At 66.3% G+C, this 17,941-nt stretch carries 17 protein-coding genes and 1 pseudogene; 7 read left to right on the top strand and 11 right to left on the bottom strand.

What is annotated here, in order from left to right:
- From H2041_RS13525 to H2041_RS13515, 3 genes and pseudogenes are all read left to right on the top strand, one after another.
- Positions 1-250, top strand: a pseudogene (locus H2041_RS13525) (hypothetical protein); the annotation flags it as partial.
- A gap of 325 nt (positions 251-575) precedes the next feature.
- Positions 576-1,100, top strand: coding sequence for a hypothetical protein (locus H2041_RS13520; RefSeq protein WP_293413428.1), 525 nt, complete (start codon positions 576-578; stop codon positions 1,098-1,100).
- Positions 1,101-1,359: 259 nt separating this feature from the next.
- Entirely contained in the window at positions 1,360-2,040 is a 681-nt protein-coding gene (locus H2041_RS13515; RefSeq protein WP_293413426.1) for an XRE family transcriptional regulator, read from the top strand.
- A gap of 504 nt (positions 2,041-2,544) precedes the next feature.
- Here H2041_RS13515 and H2041_RS13510 read toward each other — a convergent pair.
- The 9 genes from H2041_RS13510 to H2041_RS13470 all read right to left on the bottom strand — a co-directional run bounded on the left by H2041_RS13510 (position 2,545) and on the right by H2041_RS13470 (position 12,748).
- Positions 2,545-2,865 carry an XRE family transcriptional regulator gene (locus H2041_RS13510; protein ID WP_293413424.1) on the bottom strand — a complete coding sequence of 107 codons (321 nt, stop codon included), beginning with the start codon at positions 2,863-2,865 and terminating at the stop codon, positions 2,545-2,547.
- A 1-nt stretch (position 2,866) separates the two neighbouring features.
- A complete protein-coding gene (locus H2041_RS13505) occupies positions 2,867-3,223 on the bottom strand; it encodes a type II toxin-antitoxin system RelE/ParE family toxin (protein WP_293413422.1) in 357 nt (118 codons plus the stop codon).
- A gap of 44 nt (positions 3,224-3,267) precedes the next feature.
- Complete coding sequence (locus H2041_RS13500) at positions 3,268-3,426, bottom strand: hypothetical protein (protein ID WP_293413420.1); 159 nt, start codon at positions 3,424-3,426, stop codon at positions 3,268-3,270.
- An 822-nt stretch (positions 3,427-4,248) separates the two neighbouring features.
- Complete coding sequence (locus H2041_RS13495; protein ID WP_293413440.1) at positions 4,249-4,905, bottom strand: HipA N-terminal domain-containing protein; 657 nt, start codon at positions 4,903-4,905, stop codon at positions 4,249-4,251.
- Positions 4,906-4,990: 85 nt separating this feature from the next.
- On the bottom strand, positions 4,991-5,245 hold the full coding sequence (locus H2041_RS13490) for a helix-turn-helix transcriptional regulator (RefSeq protein WP_293413418.1): 255 nt from the start codon (positions 5,243-5,245) through the stop codon (positions 4,991-4,993).
- 394 nt (positions 5,246-5,639) lie between these two features.
- Positions 5,640-8,036, bottom strand: coding sequence for a prolyl oligopeptidase family serine peptidase (locus H2041_RS13485; RefSeq protein WP_293413416.1), 2,397 nt, complete (start codon positions 8,034-8,036; stop codon positions 5,640-5,642).
- Positions 8,037-8,052: 16 nt separating this feature from the next.
- Positions 8,053-11,049: a TonB-dependent receptor gene (locus H2041_RS13480; protein WP_293413414.1), complete on the bottom strand. Its 2,997-nt coding sequence runs from the start codon at positions 11,047-11,049 to the stop codon at positions 8,053-8,055.
- Between the two features lie 196 nt (positions 11,050-11,245).
- A complete protein-coding gene (locus H2041_RS13475) occupies positions 11,246-12,229 on the bottom strand; it encodes a FecR family protein (RefSeq protein WP_293413412.1) in 984 nt (327 codons plus the stop codon).
- 15 nt (positions 12,230-12,244) lie between these two features.
- A complete protein-coding gene (locus H2041_RS13470; RefSeq protein ID WP_293413410.1) occupies positions 12,245-12,748 on the bottom strand; it encodes a sigma-70 family RNA polymerase sigma factor in 504 nt (167 codons plus the stop codon).
- Between the two features lie 94 nt (positions 12,749-12,842).
- On the opposite strand from H2041_RS13470, the gene H2041_RS13465 reads away from it, so the two are divergent.
- From H2041_RS13465 to H2041_RS13450, 4 genes are all read left to right on the top strand, one after another.
- Positions 12,843-13,112, top strand: a complete 270-nt coding sequence (locus tag H2041_RS13465) for a helix-turn-helix transcriptional regulator (protein WP_293413408.1) — start codon at positions 12,843-12,845, stop codon at positions 13,110-13,112.
- Positions 13,113-13,220: 108 nt separating this feature from the next.
- Complete coding sequence (locus H2041_RS13460; RefSeq protein WP_293413406.1) at positions 13,221-13,463, top strand: helix-turn-helix transcriptional regulator; 243 nt, start codon at positions 13,221-13,223, stop codon at positions 13,461-13,463.
- Positions 13,464-13,578: 115 nt separating this feature from the next.
- Entirely contained in the window at positions 13,579-14,100 is a 522-nt protein-coding gene (locus tag H2041_RS13455; protein ID WP_293413404.1) for a hypothetical protein, read from the top strand.
- Positions 14,097-15,101: a relaxase/mobilization nuclease domain-containing protein gene (locus tag H2041_RS13450; protein ID WP_293413403.1), complete on the top strand. Its 1,005-nt coding sequence runs from the start codon at positions 14,097-14,099 to the stop codon at positions 15,099-15,101. Before H2041_RS13455 ends, H2041_RS13450 begins: the two co-directional genes overlap by 4 nt.
- A 17-nt stretch (positions 15,102-15,118) precedes the next feature.
- On the opposite strand, the gene H2041_RS13445 is transcribed toward H2041_RS13450, so the two are convergent.
- Entirely contained in the window at positions 15,119-16,975 is a 1,857-nt protein-coding gene (locus H2041_RS13445; protein WP_293413401.1) for a type IV secretory system conjugative DNA transfer family protein, read from the bottom strand.
- Complete coding sequence (gene virB11 / locus H2041_RS13440) at positions 16,962-17,939, bottom strand: P-type DNA transfer ATPase VirB11 (RefSeq protein WP_293413399.1); 978 nt, start codon at positions 17,937-17,939, stop codon at positions 16,962-16,964. The genes H2041_RS13445 and virB11 overlap by 14 nt, the downstream gene beginning before the upstream one ends.
- Positions 17,940-17,941: the final 2 nt, after the last annotated feature.

The following is a 17,941-nucleotide window of genomic DNA, read 5'->3' as shown; positions in this document are numbered from 1 at the left end:
TGTGCTCGCGCGCCGGTCGAAGGGACGATTGTCGGCGCACTACGGCCGAAGGTTGAGCCGGAGCCGCCAGGAGCTGCTCGCCCTGCTGCTGGAGGGGCAGATGGCGCGTCATGGCCTCCTTCGGCGCGACGCCGTCGAATGGGCGTTACAGCCACAATCCCTGATCTGGCGGGGGGGTTATGGAAGCCTCTTCAATCTGATCATGACCGAGCTCTGGCTCGAGGCCTGGGCGAAGCGTCTTGGCCGTTGAAGACCCTCAAGGATCCACGGCTTGAGCGTGCCCAGGCCCGCGACCTGCGAAGGTGTGCGCTCACGGTGACGGGCCTGCGCCGGCGGTCCCCCGGAAGACGATGAAGGGCTGAGAGGTCTGGCTGAAGCCTGCGCCTGGACGTCGGCCTGTGGCGGTGCGGCTGCGATTGCGCCGTCGACGCTCGCCACGCCGAGCTGGCCCAAGCCGTCGCGGCCGAGCCATTGATCCGCCGGTGGGGGGAAGCCGCCCAAGCTCGGCGAAGAGCGCCAGCCTCAGCCTTTTTCGGTCGCCTCAGCACCGTCCTTGGCCGCATAACAGGCGCTCTATGGCCGTCATGTTTGAAGGATTCCCGCGCACGCTTCAGCGCTCGGCTCTGCGGCCGGGGCGTTGGTTCGTCGCCGCCGAGGGGCCGCGTCCGCTTCTGTGTCTGGCGACCGACGTCGTCGACGGAGGCGAACCTCTGGCCGTGGTCTTCACCCTCCCAGACGTCGAGCAGATCGAGGTGGTCCCGGTCCCCGTCGCCGTACTGGTGGAACCCTTCGCCACCGTCGAGGACGATGTCGTCTTCAGTCCGGGGCAGTCCGAGGGCCTCCCGATGCTGGTCGCGCCGCAGCGTCGCGCCTTCCGCCCCGGAGCCTTGCTGCGCCTATCGAGCGGTGACCTCGGAATTGGCTTGGTGACAAAGGTTTCCGAGGCGATGGTCGCCGTCTCGCTGACCTCTGGCATGGCGAGCGAGGGCTTTGATCTGGTCTTTGATCGATGGTCCCTGTCACTGCGTCGCGGTGGAAACCAAACCCGCATCGGTCACCACAAGCCGCGACACCTCTACGCAGAGCGCCGCCGGTACTAGGTCATCTCTCAACCCGCGCCGAGCAAGGCTGAGCGGCGTCGCCGCTCTAGTTTCCGCCCCATAGCGCAACGGCGGCCAGGGCCAGAACGATAAACGGTATCGCGATCACGCCCAGGCCGGTGGCGTGCGCTTTGAACCACCCGCCGAGTTCGACGGAGAGTGAACTCTTAGGTGGCGTTGGGGGCGGGGCGTCGTTCATATCATGATCGTATATAATCTACATATTGAGTCATAGGAAAAAGTGTATGATAAACACATTATGAGCAAGGGGCAGATTGAGGCGGCCCGCCGCCTGCGAGAGGCGCGCATCGCGCGGGGCTTCGCCTCCGGGGTCGAGGCGGCCCTGGCGTTCGGCTGGAACCGCAACACCTATCTCTCAAATGAGAACGGCAACGCCCCGTTTTCCTACCGCAAGGCCGCCGCCTACGCCGCCGCCTTCGGCGTCACGGCCGAGTGGCTATATGCTGGGACGGGTGCGTCAGAACCGGACGTGCTAGATGCGGACGCGCCGGAGGCCGAGCGGCTCGTACCCATTGTCGGCCGTGTTGGCGCAGATCCGGAAGGTGTGGTGCTCTTCGCGAACGGGCAAGCGCCTGGCGATCTCGTGCCGCTGCCGCCGGGCGGTAGTCCTCGCGCCGTGGCTCTCCAGGTCATTGGCCATTCCATGACCGGTTTGGCCGACAACGGCGGACTGATCTACTTCGAAGATCAACGGACACCCCCCAGCGAAGACATGTTGGGCCACGTCGTCGTGGTCGAGACCGACACGGATGAAGTCTTAGTCAAACGCCTTCTGCGCGGCTCGCGTAAGGGACGCTATGATCTGGAAAGCGTGGTTGGGCCGGTGCGGCGTGATTGCAGACTGCGTTGGGCCGCGCACATCACAGCTGTCGTTCCGCCCTATCAGGCCCGTCGGATCATCCGTTCAGCCAGCGCCTAGCTCCAGGCGGAGAGGGCCCGGCCCGGAAGGGGGCGCTTCAGCTGCCGAACGGGGCCTTCGATCTGAACGGGCTAACGGCTCGCGTCGGATTTGGCCCTTGAACGGGACATGCGCCCCAAGCGCCGAAGGACATTCGTTCGACTCGCACCCTTGGGCGGCGCGCGGGAGGCTGCGGGCGCGCTGAGGTCCAATGCGCCAGACCCTGAGGGAAGACTTCGGCGCACTGCTGCGGCGGCGATTGCGTCATTCGGGCGCGCCGCCAGGGATGGCGGTCAGGTCTGAACGGGTCGTCGATCAGCCTCGGCCAATCTGCTCGGCGCCTCAGCGCACATCTCCTGCATGCAATCAATTTTTTCACCAGCGACGAGCACTTCAAAGAGGTCGGCGCCGGAGATCGCATCCGCATCAGCGGCCCCTATCGGCTGGGTGGGACCACCTACGAGATCACCCAACGCCATCTCGATGACGTTGCGAACCTGTAGGCTGGCGAACGCTGGTGTGGGATCAGGAATTCAGTTCGCCAAGGCCCTTCAGGTGCAGAACCCCTTTGCCGGGCAACTCCACGCGCAGTTCAAGTTTGCCGCCCGCCGCTTCCACGAAGCGACGCAAGGTGGAAAGGTAGAGGTCAGTCTGCCGCTCGATCTTCACGACGGACGGCTGCTTCACCCCCAAGCTCTGAGCGATCTGCTCTTGGCTACGCTCGGTCAGGAGACGCAGAGCCTTCAGCCCCTCGACCTCGCCATGGAGTTCGGCAGCGCGATCCTCGATCTTCACCCGGCGTTCGGCAGGCAAGCCCGCCATGATCTCTTGGCGCGTGCGTCCCATATCAACCCTCCTTCAATCGCTTCAGGTGGTCGGTGAAGCGGCTGTCGGCCTTGCGGATCAGGCCCTTGTAGAACCGCTGCTGCGCGACACCGGCCTTGTCGCCTGCGACGAGCAGAATGGCCCGTCGCTTCGGATCGAAGGCGAACGCCACCCGCCAGACTCCATCCGCCGCAACGAACCGAAGTTCCTTCATGTTCGCGTGCTTGGAACCGGCCAAGGTGTCGGCGTGAGGCCGTCCGAGCGCCGGGCCATAGGTCTCCAATAACGCCGTGACCGCCAGAAGCTCGTCCTGCACCTCCTCGGGAAGGGCCTCGAACTCCGGGTCGAACTCGTCGTGGTTGGCGACTGTCCATGGCATGAGGCATATAGCTCTCAGGCTATAAAATGTCCATCGCTTGCAAGCTATATCGTGCGACTCGGCGCCGGTGCGTCAGGTTCGACCGCAGTCACTTTGGCGGCCAGCAGATAGCGACGCTCTTCACAGAGGCGACGGAACAGGTGGATCAGCGCGCGTTCCGAAGGGCCTCGCTCGCCGCGCAGGCAGGCGTAGTTCTCGGCCATGCCGAGATAGTAGGACGAGTAGTCACGCAGGCTGCTCGTGAGGCCACGCCGCAAAACGAGAAAATTCTAGCTCAAACCGGTCCAGCTTTCCGGGAGCAGGTCACTTACAACGTGCACGCGCACGTGGAGGGAAGCGGTGTTAGTGACCCAGACTTGTATAATATTGCGGTCAGCCTGGCGAGGAGTGATCGAGGGTTCACCGCCATCGCTGGGGCGGAGGGGCTTGTTACGGCTTATGGTTCTGAATACTCGTTGCGGCAGCTCGGCCTAGACGCGTCGAGCGGAACCTTGGTGTCTCAGAAAGGTCATCCATATATTCCTGGAATTGAGACCCCTGCAATTTACGGCGTCCCTTTCTATCATGTTGCGCCTGCCAGGTGGCTGAAAAAATGAGATACGTGCTTATATTTGTAGGTTTCGTTTTGATAATGGCTTCTGCTGGAGCATCAATAGCAGATGAGGACGCCTATATTTACCCTCAGAGCTCAGTTTATAAATTCAGGAATGACGAGAGATCGGAGGATATACGTGTATTCCGCTCCAATGGGGTGTTGAGGTTTGAATATTATTGCGACGGGGCTCGCCGAGCCGGTGGCGTATTGGCTGATTTTAATGGGCGACCAATACGTGGGGATCTTGTCGGTGTCGATTTACTGTCCGCGTCTAACGGATGCACGAGTTCAGTCGCATTTGGCGCATATTTTGTTGAGTCTCGCATCGGCACAAGAACGTCCCGTATTGTTTTTGGGTTCGACGGACCAAGATTGGTGACGTTTGTTCCTGATTGAGCGTGCTGACTTTGATCCCGGAGTTTAGCTGGGGCTAGTTGCCGCGATGACAACGTCTTTCTGCTGCCATGGCTAGGGCTTTAACGTCAGGTGAAAGCTGGTCGGTCTTGGCGACGGGGAGGCCGAAGCTCTCCAGCAGCGTCAGACAGTAATGCTCGTTCTCGACACTGTCGCTGAGATCGATCACCCCCGACGACGTCGGGATCTCGCCGAGCTGAGGCTTTAGGATATGCGTGGTCGGCGTCGTTCCGATCGGCCGCATCCACTGGCCTTCGTGACGGAGAAGCGCAGTCTTCTCCTGAGCGCCGGCGACCGAGATCCGGAACTCCTGTTCGGGATCGATGCCGAGGGGCGCCCAGGCAAGGTTCGCCAGCAGTCCCTCGATTTCCTCGTCGCTGATCGGCGTGCCTTGGATGGGCTGTAGGGCGTCGGCCGCCTTACCGTCGGGAAGGAACTGCATCGCGCCCACGCAATCTCGCCCGATTTGAGCGAGAAGGCTGTAGGCGTCGGCGCCCTCGGCTCCGGTGCGCTCGGCAACTTGCCGACGAACGTGGATGTTGTCCGGCAGGAGGTTGTCGAACACAGCGACGACGGCCTCCCCGCGCCGAGGAGCCTCCTGCAGGGGCAAAGAGAGGGAGATCGGAAAGGCTGGCTGCCATGCTAGCCAACTCGGATCGTACTGGAAGCTGATCGCGCCGCTGGCCTTTTTTCCAGACGGCCGCAGAGGCGGTTGTTGATCAGCACGTTCAGAGGGGCATGGGTACGACGACGAGGCATCAGAAGATGTTCTCGATGTCGGCCGACGAGCTCTGGCTGCGCGGCTCGAGCGTCATTTCCAGCCCTAAGGCGGCGAGCACATCGAACAGCGTCGTGAGCTTCACGCCGCCCTGGCCGGTTTCGATCTTAGAGATCATCTCCTGGCGTTGGCCGGTCAGCTGGGCGAGCTGCGTCTGGTTTAGCCCCTTTTCCTGGCGGAACCGCTGGATCAGACGTCCGACTTGACGGGAGGAACGAGCGATGGCGAGGGACATGGCGGCTTCCTGCTTATGCTACAAATCGCATATCTCGCGACTATGCGATTTTCCGCACACTCCCCTCTTATGTCGAAATCAACATAAAATGGATTTATGCGATTTTTGACGTAGGGGGTGCGGCTGCTCTGGGTACACTTACGCCTTTCCCGCCTAACCCCGGCTTGCCCAAGGGGCCGGTGTCGCTCCGCTTTCCGACCAAGGCGCTCGACTCGCTCTTTCCGTACTCTTCCCGGAGGCTTGAGCCTCTCAGCCTGTTTGGGGCCAGATCGACCGTGCCCCGGCCGCGCCCGACGTCCCCGGCGTCTCCCGCACTGTCGTGACGACACGATTGTCGAGAGCCGCGCGGAGACGGGCGGGCTCCTGCCACAAGACCTTTTGCGAACTGTCGCCCTCAGCGGCAGGGGTGATGGGGGGCGCCCAGCACGGCCCGAAGCCAGTCTAGCGTCGCGGTCGTCACGACGCGGCGGTTGCCGGGGCTCGAGATCACATGGCCCTCGCCAAAGACGGTGATCAGCTGCGCATCCTTGCCGAGCCGGTAGAGCGCCGAGAACATCTCCTGGGCCTGGGAGAGACGCACGAAATCGCCGTCGCCATGGATGAGCAACACGGGCGCGCAGATCTGGTCGGCGAAGAAGACCGGACTGTTGCGGACATAGAGGTCGGGATTCTCCCAGGGTGAGTCCATGAGCCCGCCTTGTCCGCGCTCCGACCAGCCATAGTTGGCGTTGAGCCCTAAGCCATCGGCGGGCAGGATCTCGTAATGCGGGTCCATGGCGCCGCGCATGCTGGCGAGATCGGAGGGGGCGGCCGAGGCCACAATGGCGGCGAAGCGGTCACTTTGGGTGCCCGCCATCAACGCGGCGTAGCCCCCGAAACTCTGGCCCACGAGGGCGACGCGGGCGAGGTCGAGCTCAGCCTCATGGCTTGCCGCCTCCACGGCGGCCCAGATCTGCTCTGCCATCGCCTCACCGGGCTCAGCGCCAGGCGGTCGCGGCAGGCTTGGCACGAGCGCTGCAAATCCCGCAGCGGCGAAGAGGTCGGCGTTGGCGCTAAAGCGCCCGACGCCCGATCCGTAGGCGGCTGGCGGTTCGGCATAGGCCGCCCCTGGATAGGGGATGACGATCAACGGGCGCAGACCCTTCGTCTTCGGCGGCAAGAAGAGCCAGTGGGTCACGGGCTCGCCCCGAGGGCCCTTCGCCTGGACGGGCCGCCGCTCAGCAAAGTCGATTTCAGCAAATACGGCGTTCAGCTGCGCCAACGTCCTCCACTGTCGAGGCCCCTGCTGAACCTCCAACAGCAGCACGCCGTCGTCGCGCCGGCGGATCACGGCCAACCGCTCGCCGCCGACGGCGCGGCTCAGGATCTTGCCCTCCGTCGGCAGAGGCAGGGACGCTGAGGCGTCCAATGCGCGCAAGTTCAAGCTGCCGTCCGCCCCCTGCGCCTCCACCCACGGGGCCTGAAAGCCGTTGATGCGCTCACGGTAGGAGAGGCCCAGGCCCTGCGGCGCGACGAAGGCCTCTGCCGGCCCCACGGCCTGAGGGGCCGCGTTTTCAGACAGTCGCCAGATGGCGCCCTCGGCTAAGGCGAGCAACGCGCCGTCAGAGCCGAGCGCCAGCTGGGCCGCAACGCCGGTGAGATCGCCCGTCAGCGCCTTCGCCTCCTCGGCGCTCACCGCGAACCAACCGCGCACGCCGTTCATCGACTGCGCCAGGACGACGGGTCGCCCCCGCCACCAATGCGCCCGGGGAATGGCGTAGCCCTCGCTCGTGCGCTCGATGACCGGCCTCACCCCCGGGGTCTCCAAGGCGCTGAGCCCCTCCGGCCCGACCACGAAATAGGACGATGGTCCCGTCCAAGGATCGCCTCGGCGTCCATGGATCAGCAGATGCTCGCCTACCGACGACCAGGCGAGCAGGTTGGGATCGATCTGGCAGGTGGGACAGGGGAGGGTGACCTGAGCGGTGGCTCGGTCGATGAGCAGTAAGTTTCGCCGCCGCTCCGGACTGGCCACCCAAAGCTTCTGCGCCGCCGGCGCCTGTAGAGGCGCAAAGAGCGCTAAGGCTGCGACCCTGCGCCCATCTGGCGAGAGCGCAAGATCGATGATGTCGCCCTGCGCCAGGCGGCGTTGGGTTTGCGCCGCCAAATCCACCTCGATCAGGGCGCCGAGCGGGGCCTTAGGCCGCGCGCTCAAGAAGCGGCCGCTGCCGATGACATGGAGCGCGGGGGCGCCAGCCTTGGCCGCCGCCCAGAGTTCGGCCTGGCGGCGACGCATCTCGCCGCCCGTCCGCAGACGAAGCGGCGCCGAGCCCGCGCCGTGGGTGGCGACCAGCAGGGTGTGGTCGTCGACCCAGACCAGGGTTTGGCCCAGGCCGTTGAGCTCCGGCGTCAGACCCAACCACTGGACGTCGCCGGTGGCGAAGGTCAGGACGCCCACCTCCCAGATCGCGCCGGAAAAGCGCATCACCGCCATCCGCGCTCCGCCCGGCGCCACCGGCCCCGCCGTTTGCCCGCCGCGCTCCTGCGGCAGCAAGGGCGAGAGCTGGCCGTTCGGCAGGCGCGCCCCGTAAAGGCGGCTTCGGCGATGGTCGCTATAGACGTCCTGATCGAAGGGCGCGGCCTGCGCCTGGCCGATCAGGCGCTCCACAACGAGCAGGTCGCCATCGTCGGAAACCCAGATCTGCCCGAACTCTTCGGCGTTCAGCAGGTCATCGACGCTGAAGGGTCGCGCCGCCGCCGCGCCGCCGAAGGCGAGCGCGACGCAGGCGGCCAGAAGGAGGCCGGCGCGCATGGCGAGGCTTTCAGGCTCACCAGCGTTTGGTCAGAGAGAGCGAAACCGTCCGTCCCAGCGGATCGGCGTTGGCCGGATCAAAGCCCACGCCGAGAGGCGAGTTGTAGAAGGGCGGATCTTCATCGAAGAGGTTTGAGACGGTGAGGTTCGCCGTCAGGCCCGCGATGGGGCCGGAGTTTGTCTTCGGCGTCCAACGCAGCTGCAGATCCACCGGCGTATAGGCCTCAATCGGCTCGCCCGCGGCGCTGTGAGAGTCGTCCACATAGTTGAAGGTCGCCGAGACGCCATAGGCGCCCCGCCGCCACGACCCCGTGACGCGCCCGCGCAGGTCCACCGGCTGGTTGGCCTGGTCGACGAACTGCACCGGCTCGGCCGTGGGGGTGAAGCGACGCACATAGTCGGCGAGATAGTTCACCGCCGCCGTGACCTCGAACGCGTCGTCCCCACGGCGGAAGGCGTAAGCTGCCGCCAGGTCGAGGCCGCGCACCACCACCTCGCCGGTGTTGACGTAGCGGGCGTCTATGACAGCTCGATAGGCCGACGCCGGGAAGAGGCCGATGTTGGAGGAGGTCGAGGCCGCCATCAGCGCCTCGACCCAGGCCAGGTCGGCGGGATTGTTGGGATCCACCGGCGTGACGAACGGCTCGTAGGCCGGATGGCTCAAGGCGTTGGGGATGTCGGCGAGCACCGGCTGGCCGATCTGGTCGGAGAAGGTCACGTCGAACCAGGTGGCCGACAGCGACAGACCCGGCAGGGCGTCGGGTTCGAAATCAAAGCCGGCCGACCAGGTGGTCGCGGTCTCTGGCTCCAGGTTGAGATTGCCGCCGGTCTGGACAAGGGCCAGGGTCTGGCTGGCCCCGGCGCCCACCAGGACCGGCGAGGCGTTCTGGGTCTGGTAGATCTCCGTCAGATTCGGCGCGCGAAAGGACGTGCCGTAGCTGGCGCGCAAGCGCAGACCCTCCATCGGCGCCCACAGCAGCCCGACCTTGGGGTTGGTGGTTCGGCCAAAGTCGCCGTAGCGCTCGGTCCGCGCCGCCACGGAAAGCTCCAGACGATCGACGCCGGGCACGCCCATGTCTGCGCCGACCAGCGGCACGCGCAGTTCCAGGAACGCCGCCTCGATGTTGCGCTTATAGGTCACCCCGCCGGTGTGGACGGGGGCGGTGGTCGAGACGAGGCTCTTGGTCGTGGTCTTGAAGCGTTCTTGGCGGGCCTGGACGCCAAGGGCGGCCTGCACCACGCCGGCCGGCGTCTCGAAGAGATCGCCGTCGGCCTTGGCGTCGAAGGTGAGCACGCGGCTCAAGGTGCGGCCGCGCGTATAGCCCGAGCCGATGAAGTCCAGGACGGCCGGCCCATTGGCGCCGCCGTCTCCGAAGGGATTGAAGTAGCCGTCACGAGGGGCCGAGAAGGATGTCGCCGGATCATCGGCGATCGAGCCCAGGGCCTCGCTCACGAAGCGGCTGTTGATCAGGCGCTCGGTGTCGCGCTCGCCGGTCTCAAACGCCGCCGAGCCATAGATGTCGGCGCGCCAGCCGGCGGGCAGGTCGATCTCGAGCCCGCCGGAGAGCCCAAGGCTCTCGGCCCGACCATCGCTCAACGAGGGCCCCACCTCGTCGCCGAAGGCGTAGCCCAACACGTGTGAGCTTGAGCCATTGGGCGAGACGAAGAAGGGATTGGCGCGGGTGACCGTGAAGACCGACACCGACGCCGGTCGGGCGATCAGATTGTCGCGGCGATTGTAGCGCACATCCGACAGGAGCCGGACGTTCGCGCCAAGCGCCTGAACGACCGAGGCGTAGAGGTTGTGACGCTCGTCGGCGGGCAAGACATCGCCGCCTTGCCGCTGGTTTTCCAGGTTGGCGCCGCCGGCGATGAAGTCGCCAGGCGTCAGGTTGCGCCCGCTCTGGCCGGGCGGCACGGCCCAGCCGACCACATAGCTGCCGCTCTGCGCGTCAAAGGTGAGGATGTTGGCGGGGTGGCTGTAGAAGGTCCGCCAGTCGCCGCCGCCGAGGCTGCGCAGGTCGCTGGTGGCGGTGAAGGGTCGTTCCTCCGCCCGCAGACCCCAGTGCTTGCCATATTCATAGGCCAGCACGAGATCGCCGCTGGACCAGCTGGTCCCCCAGGCGTGGCTCGCTTGAAGCTCTTCGGCCCCGCCTTGGGTGGCGGCCGACAGATGCAGGCGGGACTCCGGCGCGTCCAAACGGCGTTTGAGGATCACATTGACGACGCCCCCGACCGCGTCGGACCCATAGAGGGCCGAGGCGCCGTCGAGCAGCACGTCGACCCGCTCGACGACCGCCGTCGGGATCGCCGAGGCGTCGGCGAAGTCGCCGCGGGTGCCGACGCCGGCCATGCGGCGACCATTGACCAGCACCAGGGTCGCCGAGGCGCCCAGGCCCCTCAGGTTCAGACCTGTGGCCGCCAGGTCGTTGGTGGTCCGCGGATCTGTTCCCACCAGGGCGGCGGCCGCCGAGCCGGAGCCGCCGAAGTTCTGCGGCAGAGCGGCCAGCATGTCGCCGACCGTGGCGTGACCGCCAGCTTCGATGTCGGCGCCGTCCAACTGCAACACCGGCGAACTGGGCGGGCTCGACCCGCGGATCAGGGTGCCCGTAATGATCAGCTCATCGAGGAGCGTCGGAGCCCTGGCCACTGACGCGTCGCCCGCAGGCCCTGAGGCGACGGCTTGGCCGGCGCGCGCCAGGGCCTGCGGCTGCAGGCTCGGCCGCCCTGGAGCGGAGGGGGGTGGGGAAGGCGGAGCCTGCAGAGTGAAGACGCCGGGCTGGGTTTCGCGCACTCGAAGGCTTGAGCCTTCCAAGAGGCGCGCCAGCGCCGCATCGGCGCCCATGGGCCCGCGGATCGCCGGCGCCTGGTGGCCCGCGACCATCGCCGGGTCGAAGAGAATCTGGCGCCGGGCCTGGGCGCCATAGGTCACCAGCGCCGCCTCCAGGGGGCCGGCCGGGATGTCAAACCGCACCTCGGCCGGCCCGGCGATCGCCGGCGCGCTGAGGCTCATCAGTCCAAAACACGCGCTGCTCACCAGCGCCCAGCGGGTCGAGACCACCAAACTACCCCTCCAATGCTTGACCCGTTGCGGTCTGACCGGCGCGCCTAAGCGCCGCAGACGGGGGTCTTGGAGGTGGAGACGGAGCTATGCGGCGGGGACCCTAAACCCATGTGACAGATTTGTTGTCCGGACGCCGGACGAACCGTCAGCCTGCGCGTCGGAGAACGATTTCCTCGTTTTGGGAGCGGTCGACTTCAAGATCGAAGAGGTCGGCGACGGCGGCCACGAAGGCGTCGGTGTCGCCGCTTTCGAAGACGCCCGAGACCGTCCGGTTGGCGAGGTCGGCGTCGCGAATGACCACCTGGGTCTCGCTATAGCGGTTCACTTCGGCGGCGGCCGCGCCAAGCGTCTGCTGGCGGAAGACCAGCTGGCCCTGCGTCCAGCTTTGCGCCTCGGCGGCGTTCACCGAACGCACCAGGGACCGGCTTCCGGCGCCCGTCACGATCGCGCGCTGCCCAGGCTGCAGGACCACCGGCGCTTCGCCGCCCTCGACCTTCACCTGGCCCTGGAAGAGCGTCACGGTGACGTCGGCGGTGTCACGTCGCACGTCGAACCGCGTGCCCAGCGCCGTCACCGAGGCGCCGTCGGCCACCACCGTGAAGGGCCGGCTGGGATCGTGGGCCACGTCGAAGAAGGCGCGTCCGCCCAACAACCTCACTCGCCTTGCGTCGTCCGTCAGCTTCACACGAACCCGGCTGGCGGTGTCGAGCCGCAGTTGCGATCCATCCTTCAGGCGCAGGATGCGCTGCTCTCCCACGCCGCTGGCGTAGGTCTCGCCAAAGAGGCGCGGCCAGCTCAGGGTCAGCGCCGCCACCAGAAGTAGTGCGAAGAAGGCCGCCGCCAGACTCTTGCCGCCCGGACGCCCCAGCGGCCCCGTCTTCGGCGCTTCGGCCGGACGTTCCAGCGCCGCACCCGCCGCGCGCTGGATCTCCTGATCGTTTTCGAGTTGGGCGACCCGCTTCCAAAACGCCTCGATCTCCAGATAGGCCTCGTCGTGGCGCTCGTCCGTGCGGCGCCACTCGCGGAAGGCCCGCAGAGTGTCGGTGGAGATGGTCGTATTGTTCAGCCGCGCGTACCAGCTCGCCGCCTGATCGCGGATCTGCTTCAGCTCAAAGGCCGCATCGGCCATCGCGCCGTCCCGTGATTAGTCGCGCAGCGCATCCTGGCACAGGGCGAGCGCACGCGACATGCGATACTCAATCGCTTTCGGGGTCACGCCCTGGCGAGCAGCGATCTGCTCGTAGGTGAGACCAACGAAGCGGTTCAATATAAACACGTCACGGTAGAGTGGCGGAAGTCCCAAGATCACCTGTTTGAGCAGAAGGGTGGTTTCCTGGTCCGGCGCTACGCTGGGCAGCCGGTCTTCGACCTCCTCGAGCGCCAGCGCGGCCCCGCCGCTCGCCCGCACCCGGCGGGCTTCGTCGACGGCGAGGTTGCGCAGGGTCTGAGCGAGATAGGCCCGAGGATGGCGGATCGTCGCCCCGGACCGCAGCGCCCTCTCCAACGCTGTTTGGACGGCGTCCTGGGCCTCAGGGCCAGGTTTAAAGAATTGGGCCGCTCGCTGCAGCCAAGCGACGAAAGGCTCAAGCCCCAACGGTGGGGTGGTGGTTGATGCGCCTGCGGATCGTCTTCGCTTTCTGTTGGTCACCGGATCCTCCCACCGGGTTGTGTGAAGAGGTGAATTATACACCGCAAAAGGTTCATAACAAACCTTATGGTGGTAACGGGCGCTGAGTTCTCGCGTGTTGGTCGGGATGGTCACTCCCGCCCAAATACGAGCTGCCCGCGCCCTGCTTGGCTGGTCTCAACAGGACTTGGCTGATCGCGCGATTGTCTCGCTCAACGCGGTGAACCGACTGGAGCGGGGTGCCGTCGACACCCGGCACAGCACGCTCATCGCGGTTGAGAAGGCGTTTTTCCGCGCCGGCGTCGAGTTCATTCCCGCGGGCGAACGCGGGGAAGGTGTGCGGTTTCTGCGTCCAAGCGGCGAGCAGCATCAGCGAACGTCCTAACTAAACGGCCTCCATCGGCTGCCGAGCCAGCAGACGGTCAGAATACATGGAAAATCGGCATATGGAATAGCGACATATAAATGTGTTGCCCGCTGAAGGCGAGCGGGCATGCCGAAGACCATCTTCACTGGCGCAAACAAGATTGTCGTTGACCACCTTCGTGAGGCGCGGATTGCGGCTGGCCTGACCCAGGCTGAGCTCGGCCGGCGGATTGGGCACGATCAGAGCCACATCTCTCTGATCGAAGGCTCACAGCGCAGGATCGACATCGTCGAGTTCCGGGAGATTGCGCTGGCGCTCGGGCGGCGGCCGGAAGAGCTGTTCGCCGAAATATGTCGACTCTTGAGCTGACGGATTGGACGCTTCGCTAAGCGTCTTCCTCAGCTTGGAACGGCGCGGCCATCGGTAAGTCTACGGATTCCCGAGAACCTTCAGGTGCGCGATCCTCTGCTTGGAGGTTCGCGGCATGGCGAGGGCATACAAGACGCTTCGGCTGTCCCTCAGCGAGGATGACCATCGGCGGTTCTGCGCGGCCGCAGAAGCGGCTGGCGGTGGGGCGGTCCTCGTGCGGCGGATGCTCGCCAAGCTTGAGGCGGCGCCGGCTTCCATTGCGCCCGCGCCCCCGAGCCGTAAGCCGAAGACTGTCCACGTCGCCGTTCGTCTGGATCGCGATGACGCCGCGCTGCTGGCGCGGGAGGCCGAACAAATGGGTCTTCTGCTCGGCCCCTGGGTGATCGCACTCGTCCGCGCACGCCTTCACCGGCGCCCCACCTTCGGAACCCCTGAGGATGTCGCTCTGGCCGGCGTCCAAATGGAGCTGCGCAAGATCGCCGTCGCCTTGCGGCACATGGCCCACGATCCCGCGCGCCGTGACGCGCCCCTCGAGCAGGCGGAACTTGAGCGCTTCGCCTCCGACATCCGCCGCGAGTTGGCCAAATTACGCCACGCCCTCGAGGGCAATTTGGCGAGTTGGGAGTGCGCCCCGTGAGGCGGTCCCGCGATGCGTTGGAGGAGGGGCGCGATGAGCCGAAATGGCGGACCATCCCAGAGTCAGTGCTGCGGCCGGGACGTCCCTTAAGCCCCCAACGTCGCGCCGAACTCTGGCGGCTCGTCTCGCGTCACCCCCAGGTCGTGACCCGCGCCGGCGCCGGCATCAAATCGGCAAGGGCTCTGAAGGGGCATTTCGACTATATCAGCCGCGGTGGAATCCTGCCGCTGCTCGACCGAGAGGGCATGCACCTCCAGGGACGTCCCGCGCTCGAGGAAATGGCGAAGGATTGGGCGTCTGCAGACGCCGCTGACAGCCGCCGGCGTCCAAACGCAGTGCTGGCGCGCCCGCTGATCGTCACCGCCCCGCCAGGTTCGCCGCCACGGGCTGTTTTTTCAGCCGCCTATGGATTCGCCGCCGCCCACGACGGGCTGCGTCATGACTTTGTGCTCGCCCTGCACACCGATCGTCCCCACCCCCACGCGCACATCGTCTTCCGCGCCTTGGGCGATGACGGCGTGCGCCTGATCTGGAACCCGCCCGACCTCGAGATGAACCGCAGACGGTTCGCTCAGGCCTTGCGTGACCAGGGCCTGGAGGTCGACGCCTCGTCGCGTCTGTCGCGCGGACTGGTGGGGCGCAATCCGCCCCAGCGTTACTGGCGCGCCCTGGAGCAGTACTGGGAGGGCCATGCGCCGCCGCCGCGGGCCTTTGAACGAACGCGGCGAGAGGCGCTCGATTTGGCCGAGGGACGCAAGACGCCCGACGGCCGGGAGATCGCCGTCGTTCGTACGCAGGCGCGTGTGCGCGAGGCTTTCGAGCGGCTGGCGGCTGACCTCGACCGTTCGCCCGAGACTGACGATCGGGCGCTCGCGCAGGGCTTGCGGCGCTTCGTCAACGACATGCCCGCGCCGGTGACCGATCGTGTCCGGATGGCGCGAGACATCCGGCAGAGGGCCCGTGACCAAAACCTCTCGCGGGAACGCGAGCGCAGCCGCTAGGCGCGGCGTCTGCCCGCTTATCGACCGCTCGGCGGCGGCTCGCCGAACTGCCCGAAAGTCCAACCCAGCCTTTCATCATCGCTTGCCGTGCTCGGCGGTGGCGGTGTCGAAGGCTCGGGCGGCTTGCTGAATCGCGACCGCTCCGATGCGCGCTCACGTTCGAAGGGCTGCGGCTGCGGCGCGAGGCTTGGCGCAGCATCGGCGGCCGGCGGCGGTGGTGCGGACGCCGGGAGGGGAGCGACGTCCGGCGGCGGTCGCACGCGCTCGGCGAAGACCGGCTCCTTCCAGTAGATGATCTTGCGACCGCGGACCGGCCGGGCCCCCGCCCGTAGGACGATGAGGTCGCTCTGGGGCATGCGCATCAGTTCATCGGGCAGCATCAGGGCCCGCTGTGCGACCGACTGGCTGAGACTGCGGCGTCCTTGGGCGAGACCTAACGGCCGACTGCGGCTCTCGCTTTTGATGTCGAAGTCGCCCAGGCGGAGCGAAAGCGCGCGGGCGACGTCGAGATCCTTCGGCGCAAAGACGACCTCGACGCCGCAATTGTCGATGATCTCCTGGGCGCCATCGTGCCCATAGATCGCCCGCAACTGGGCGGGGCTCTGCAGCACGGGCATCAGCCGCACCCCGTAACCGGCGATATAGGAAAACGCCTTGGCGAGCGCTTTGGCCGGTCCGAGCTGGGCGAACTCGTCCAGCAGAAGAAGAACCGGCAGCGGATCGTTTGGGCCGGCCGGGCCGGCGCGGGTCAACTGGTCGATGAGCTGTTGGAAGAGCAGGCTCATCAGCGGTGCGAGCCTCGGCACATCCTCTGGCGAGGCGGCCAGATAGAGGGAGGTGGGCTTGCGACGTAAGGATCGGAAGTCGAAGTCACTGGCGCTGGTGGCGGCGCAAACGCGGGGGTTGAGCCACAGCCCCATGCGGCTGGTGATGGTTTGCCGCACCGAGGCGAAGGTGTTGTCCGAGGCGCTGCAGAAGTCCGACAACGCGCTCTGGCAAGGCGAGGAGAGGGGGCGGCCCGCCGCCTCCCGGGCCTTGATGATCTCCCGGAGACGGCTGCGCGGATCGCCGGCGGTGAGCTGGCGATAGATTTCGCCTAGGTCGAATCCGAGCTCGGGCGTCTCGGCCACATAGGCGCCCACGGCGATGAAGCCTGTCCGGGCGGCTTCAGACCAGAAGAGATCCGCATGCTCGCCGGCGACGAACAGCATGACGGCGATCCGCTGCAGCTCGTCGATGATTACCGCGGGATCAGCCCGATCAATGTGACCCAACGGATTGAACCGCGCCGTGCGGCCCTCAGGCGATAGCGGATCGAAGAGGATGCAGGTCTGGCCGCAGGCCTGCCGGTAACCGGCGCTTGCGCCCCAGTTCTCACGCTTGAGGTCCAGCACGACGACCGAGCCTGGCCAGCTGAGCAGATTGGGGATGACGAGCCCAACGCCCTTGCCCGAGCGGGTGGGGGCGGCCAGGAGCACGTGTTCGTCGCCGCCGAAGATCAGTGGCCTCTGGCCATGGCGGCCGAGGACCAGGCCCTCGGATGCGAACAAGCCGGCTTGGGCGATTTCGCTGCGCCTCGCCCAGCGCGCGTCGCCATAGCGCGGACGGCGCCGGCTCTTGAAGACCGCCAGCGCGAACCCCCCAAAGAGGACAAGGCTGCTTGTCGCGCCAAGCTTCAGCCAACGTGCGATTTCGGGGACGGAGCGATGGGTCCAGAGCGCCTGGGCCGCCCGCCAGAGGTTGGTCTCAGCGTTCAGCGCCCCCATCCCCGCAAGCGCGATGACAATCGTGACATAGGCCATCATCCCGAGGCCGAGCAGAGCGGCGAGTCCCCCGGCGACGACCTTGCCAAGCTGAGCCCTATCGACGTCCAAACCAGATCTCGCTCACCCGGCGGCCTTGCGGCTCGCGCTCGATCTGGACGACCACGTCGATCAGGTTGCGCAGCAGGCCTTCGACCTCCGCGCGGCTGAGGCTGGCCGCTTCCGGCGCCTCCTTCACCAGCAGGCAGAGTTGCGCGAAGGCTTGGTCGACGCCGCCGGCGTGAACCGTCGTGATCGCCCCGGGATGGCCGCTGGCGACGTTGCGCAGATAGGTATAGGCCGCGCCGTCACGCAGCTCCTGCAGCAGCACCCGGTCAGGCCGCATGCGAAGCGCGCTCTCCAACAGATCCTTCGGTCCGACCTTGGCCAAGCCCTGGCCGGACTTGGCATAGAAGAGCCGCACCTGATTGGCGTGCGGCAGGTCGAATTCCGCGACGTCTTCCAGGGTGATCAGACGCTCGTCACGGGCGATTTGCGCGCCAAGCGCCTTGGCCAGAGTCGTCTTGCCTGAACCCGTCGCGCCGCTGATCAGAATGTTGCAGCGGGCTTGCACGGCCGCCGCCAGGAACCCGCGCCAGTCGCGCGCTCGGTAGAGGCTGTCGAGCTCGCTTCGCCGCGCCGTGACGCCGTCTGCAACGGTCGCACGATCGAAGAGACCTTGGCCGGCGAGATCATCGAGGGTCAGCTGCTGATCGGTCGGCCGCCGGATCGTCAGGCTCACATGCGCCGCGGCGGGCGGAAGCACGATCTGGCAGCGTTCACCGTCGGGCAGGTGGGTCGAACAGATCGGATGAGCGTCATCGACATCCTGGGCGCTCGCCGCTGCGGCGGCTCGGGCCAGCGTCTCCAGCCAGGTGGGCGTCAGTTCGGGCGCTGCGTGATGCGACCAGACATGATGGCGTTCGACCAGGAAGGCGCCGGGCTGATTGACCACCAGGTCGGTGACGCCCGCCTGACGAAGAGCCGGTGTGATCGGCGCCAAATAGCGGCGCAGGAGCACATCATCGAACGCCACGG

Origin of the sequence: Phenylobacterium sp., from assembly GCF_013911965.1 — a bacterium.
Lineage (GTDB): Bacteria > Pseudomonadota > Alphaproteobacteria > Caulobacterales > Caulobacteraceae > Phenylobacterium.
The sequence above is the reverse complement of the archived record's forward strand: the minus strand, read 5'-3'. Positions and strand labels throughout refer to the sequence as shown.

Coding starts and splice junctions, on each gene's coding strand:
- H2041_RS13520 (WP_293413428.1), top strand. CDS start 576: ATGGCCGTCATGTTTGAAGGATTCCCGCGCACGCTTCAGCGCTCGGCT.
- H2041_RS13515 (WP_293413426.1), top strand. CDS start 1,360: ATGAGCAAGGGGCAGATTGAGGCGGCCCGCCGCCTGCGAGAGGCGCGC.
- H2041_RS13510 (WP_293413424.1), bottom strand. CDS start 2,865: ATGGGACGCACGCGCCAAGAGATCATGGCGGGCTTGCCTGCCGAACGC.
- H2041_RS13505 (WP_293413422.1), bottom strand. CDS start 3,223: ATGCCATGGACAGTCGCCAACCACGACGAGTTCGACCCGGAGTTCGAG.
- H2041_RS13500 (WP_293413420.1), bottom strand. CDS start 3,426: ATGGCCGAGAACTACGCCTGCCTGCGCGGCGAGCGAGGCCCTTCGGAA.
- H2041_RS13490 (WP_293413418.1), bottom strand. CDS start 5,245: ATGTCCCTCGCCATCGCTCGTTCCTCCCGTCAAGTCGGACGTCTGATC.
- H2041_RS13485 (WP_293413416.1), bottom strand. CDS start 8,036: ATGCGCGCCGGCCTCCTTCTGGCCGCCTGCGTCGCGCTCGCCTTCGGC.
- H2041_RS13480 (WP_293413414.1), bottom strand. CDS start 11,049: ATGAGCCTCAGCGCGCCGGCGATCGCCGGGCCGGCCGAGGTGCGGTTT.
- H2041_RS13475 (WP_293413412.1), bottom strand. CDS start 12,229: ATGGCCGATGCGGCCTTTGAGCTGAAGCAGATCCGCGATCAGGCGGCG.
- H2041_RS13460 (WP_293413406.1), top strand. CDS start 13,221: ATGCCGAAGACCATCTTCACTGGCGCAAACAAGATTGTCGTTGACCAC.
- H2041_RS13455 (WP_293413404.1), top strand. CDS start 13,579: ATGGCGAGGGCATACAAGACGCTTCGGCTGTCCCTCAGCGAGGATGAC.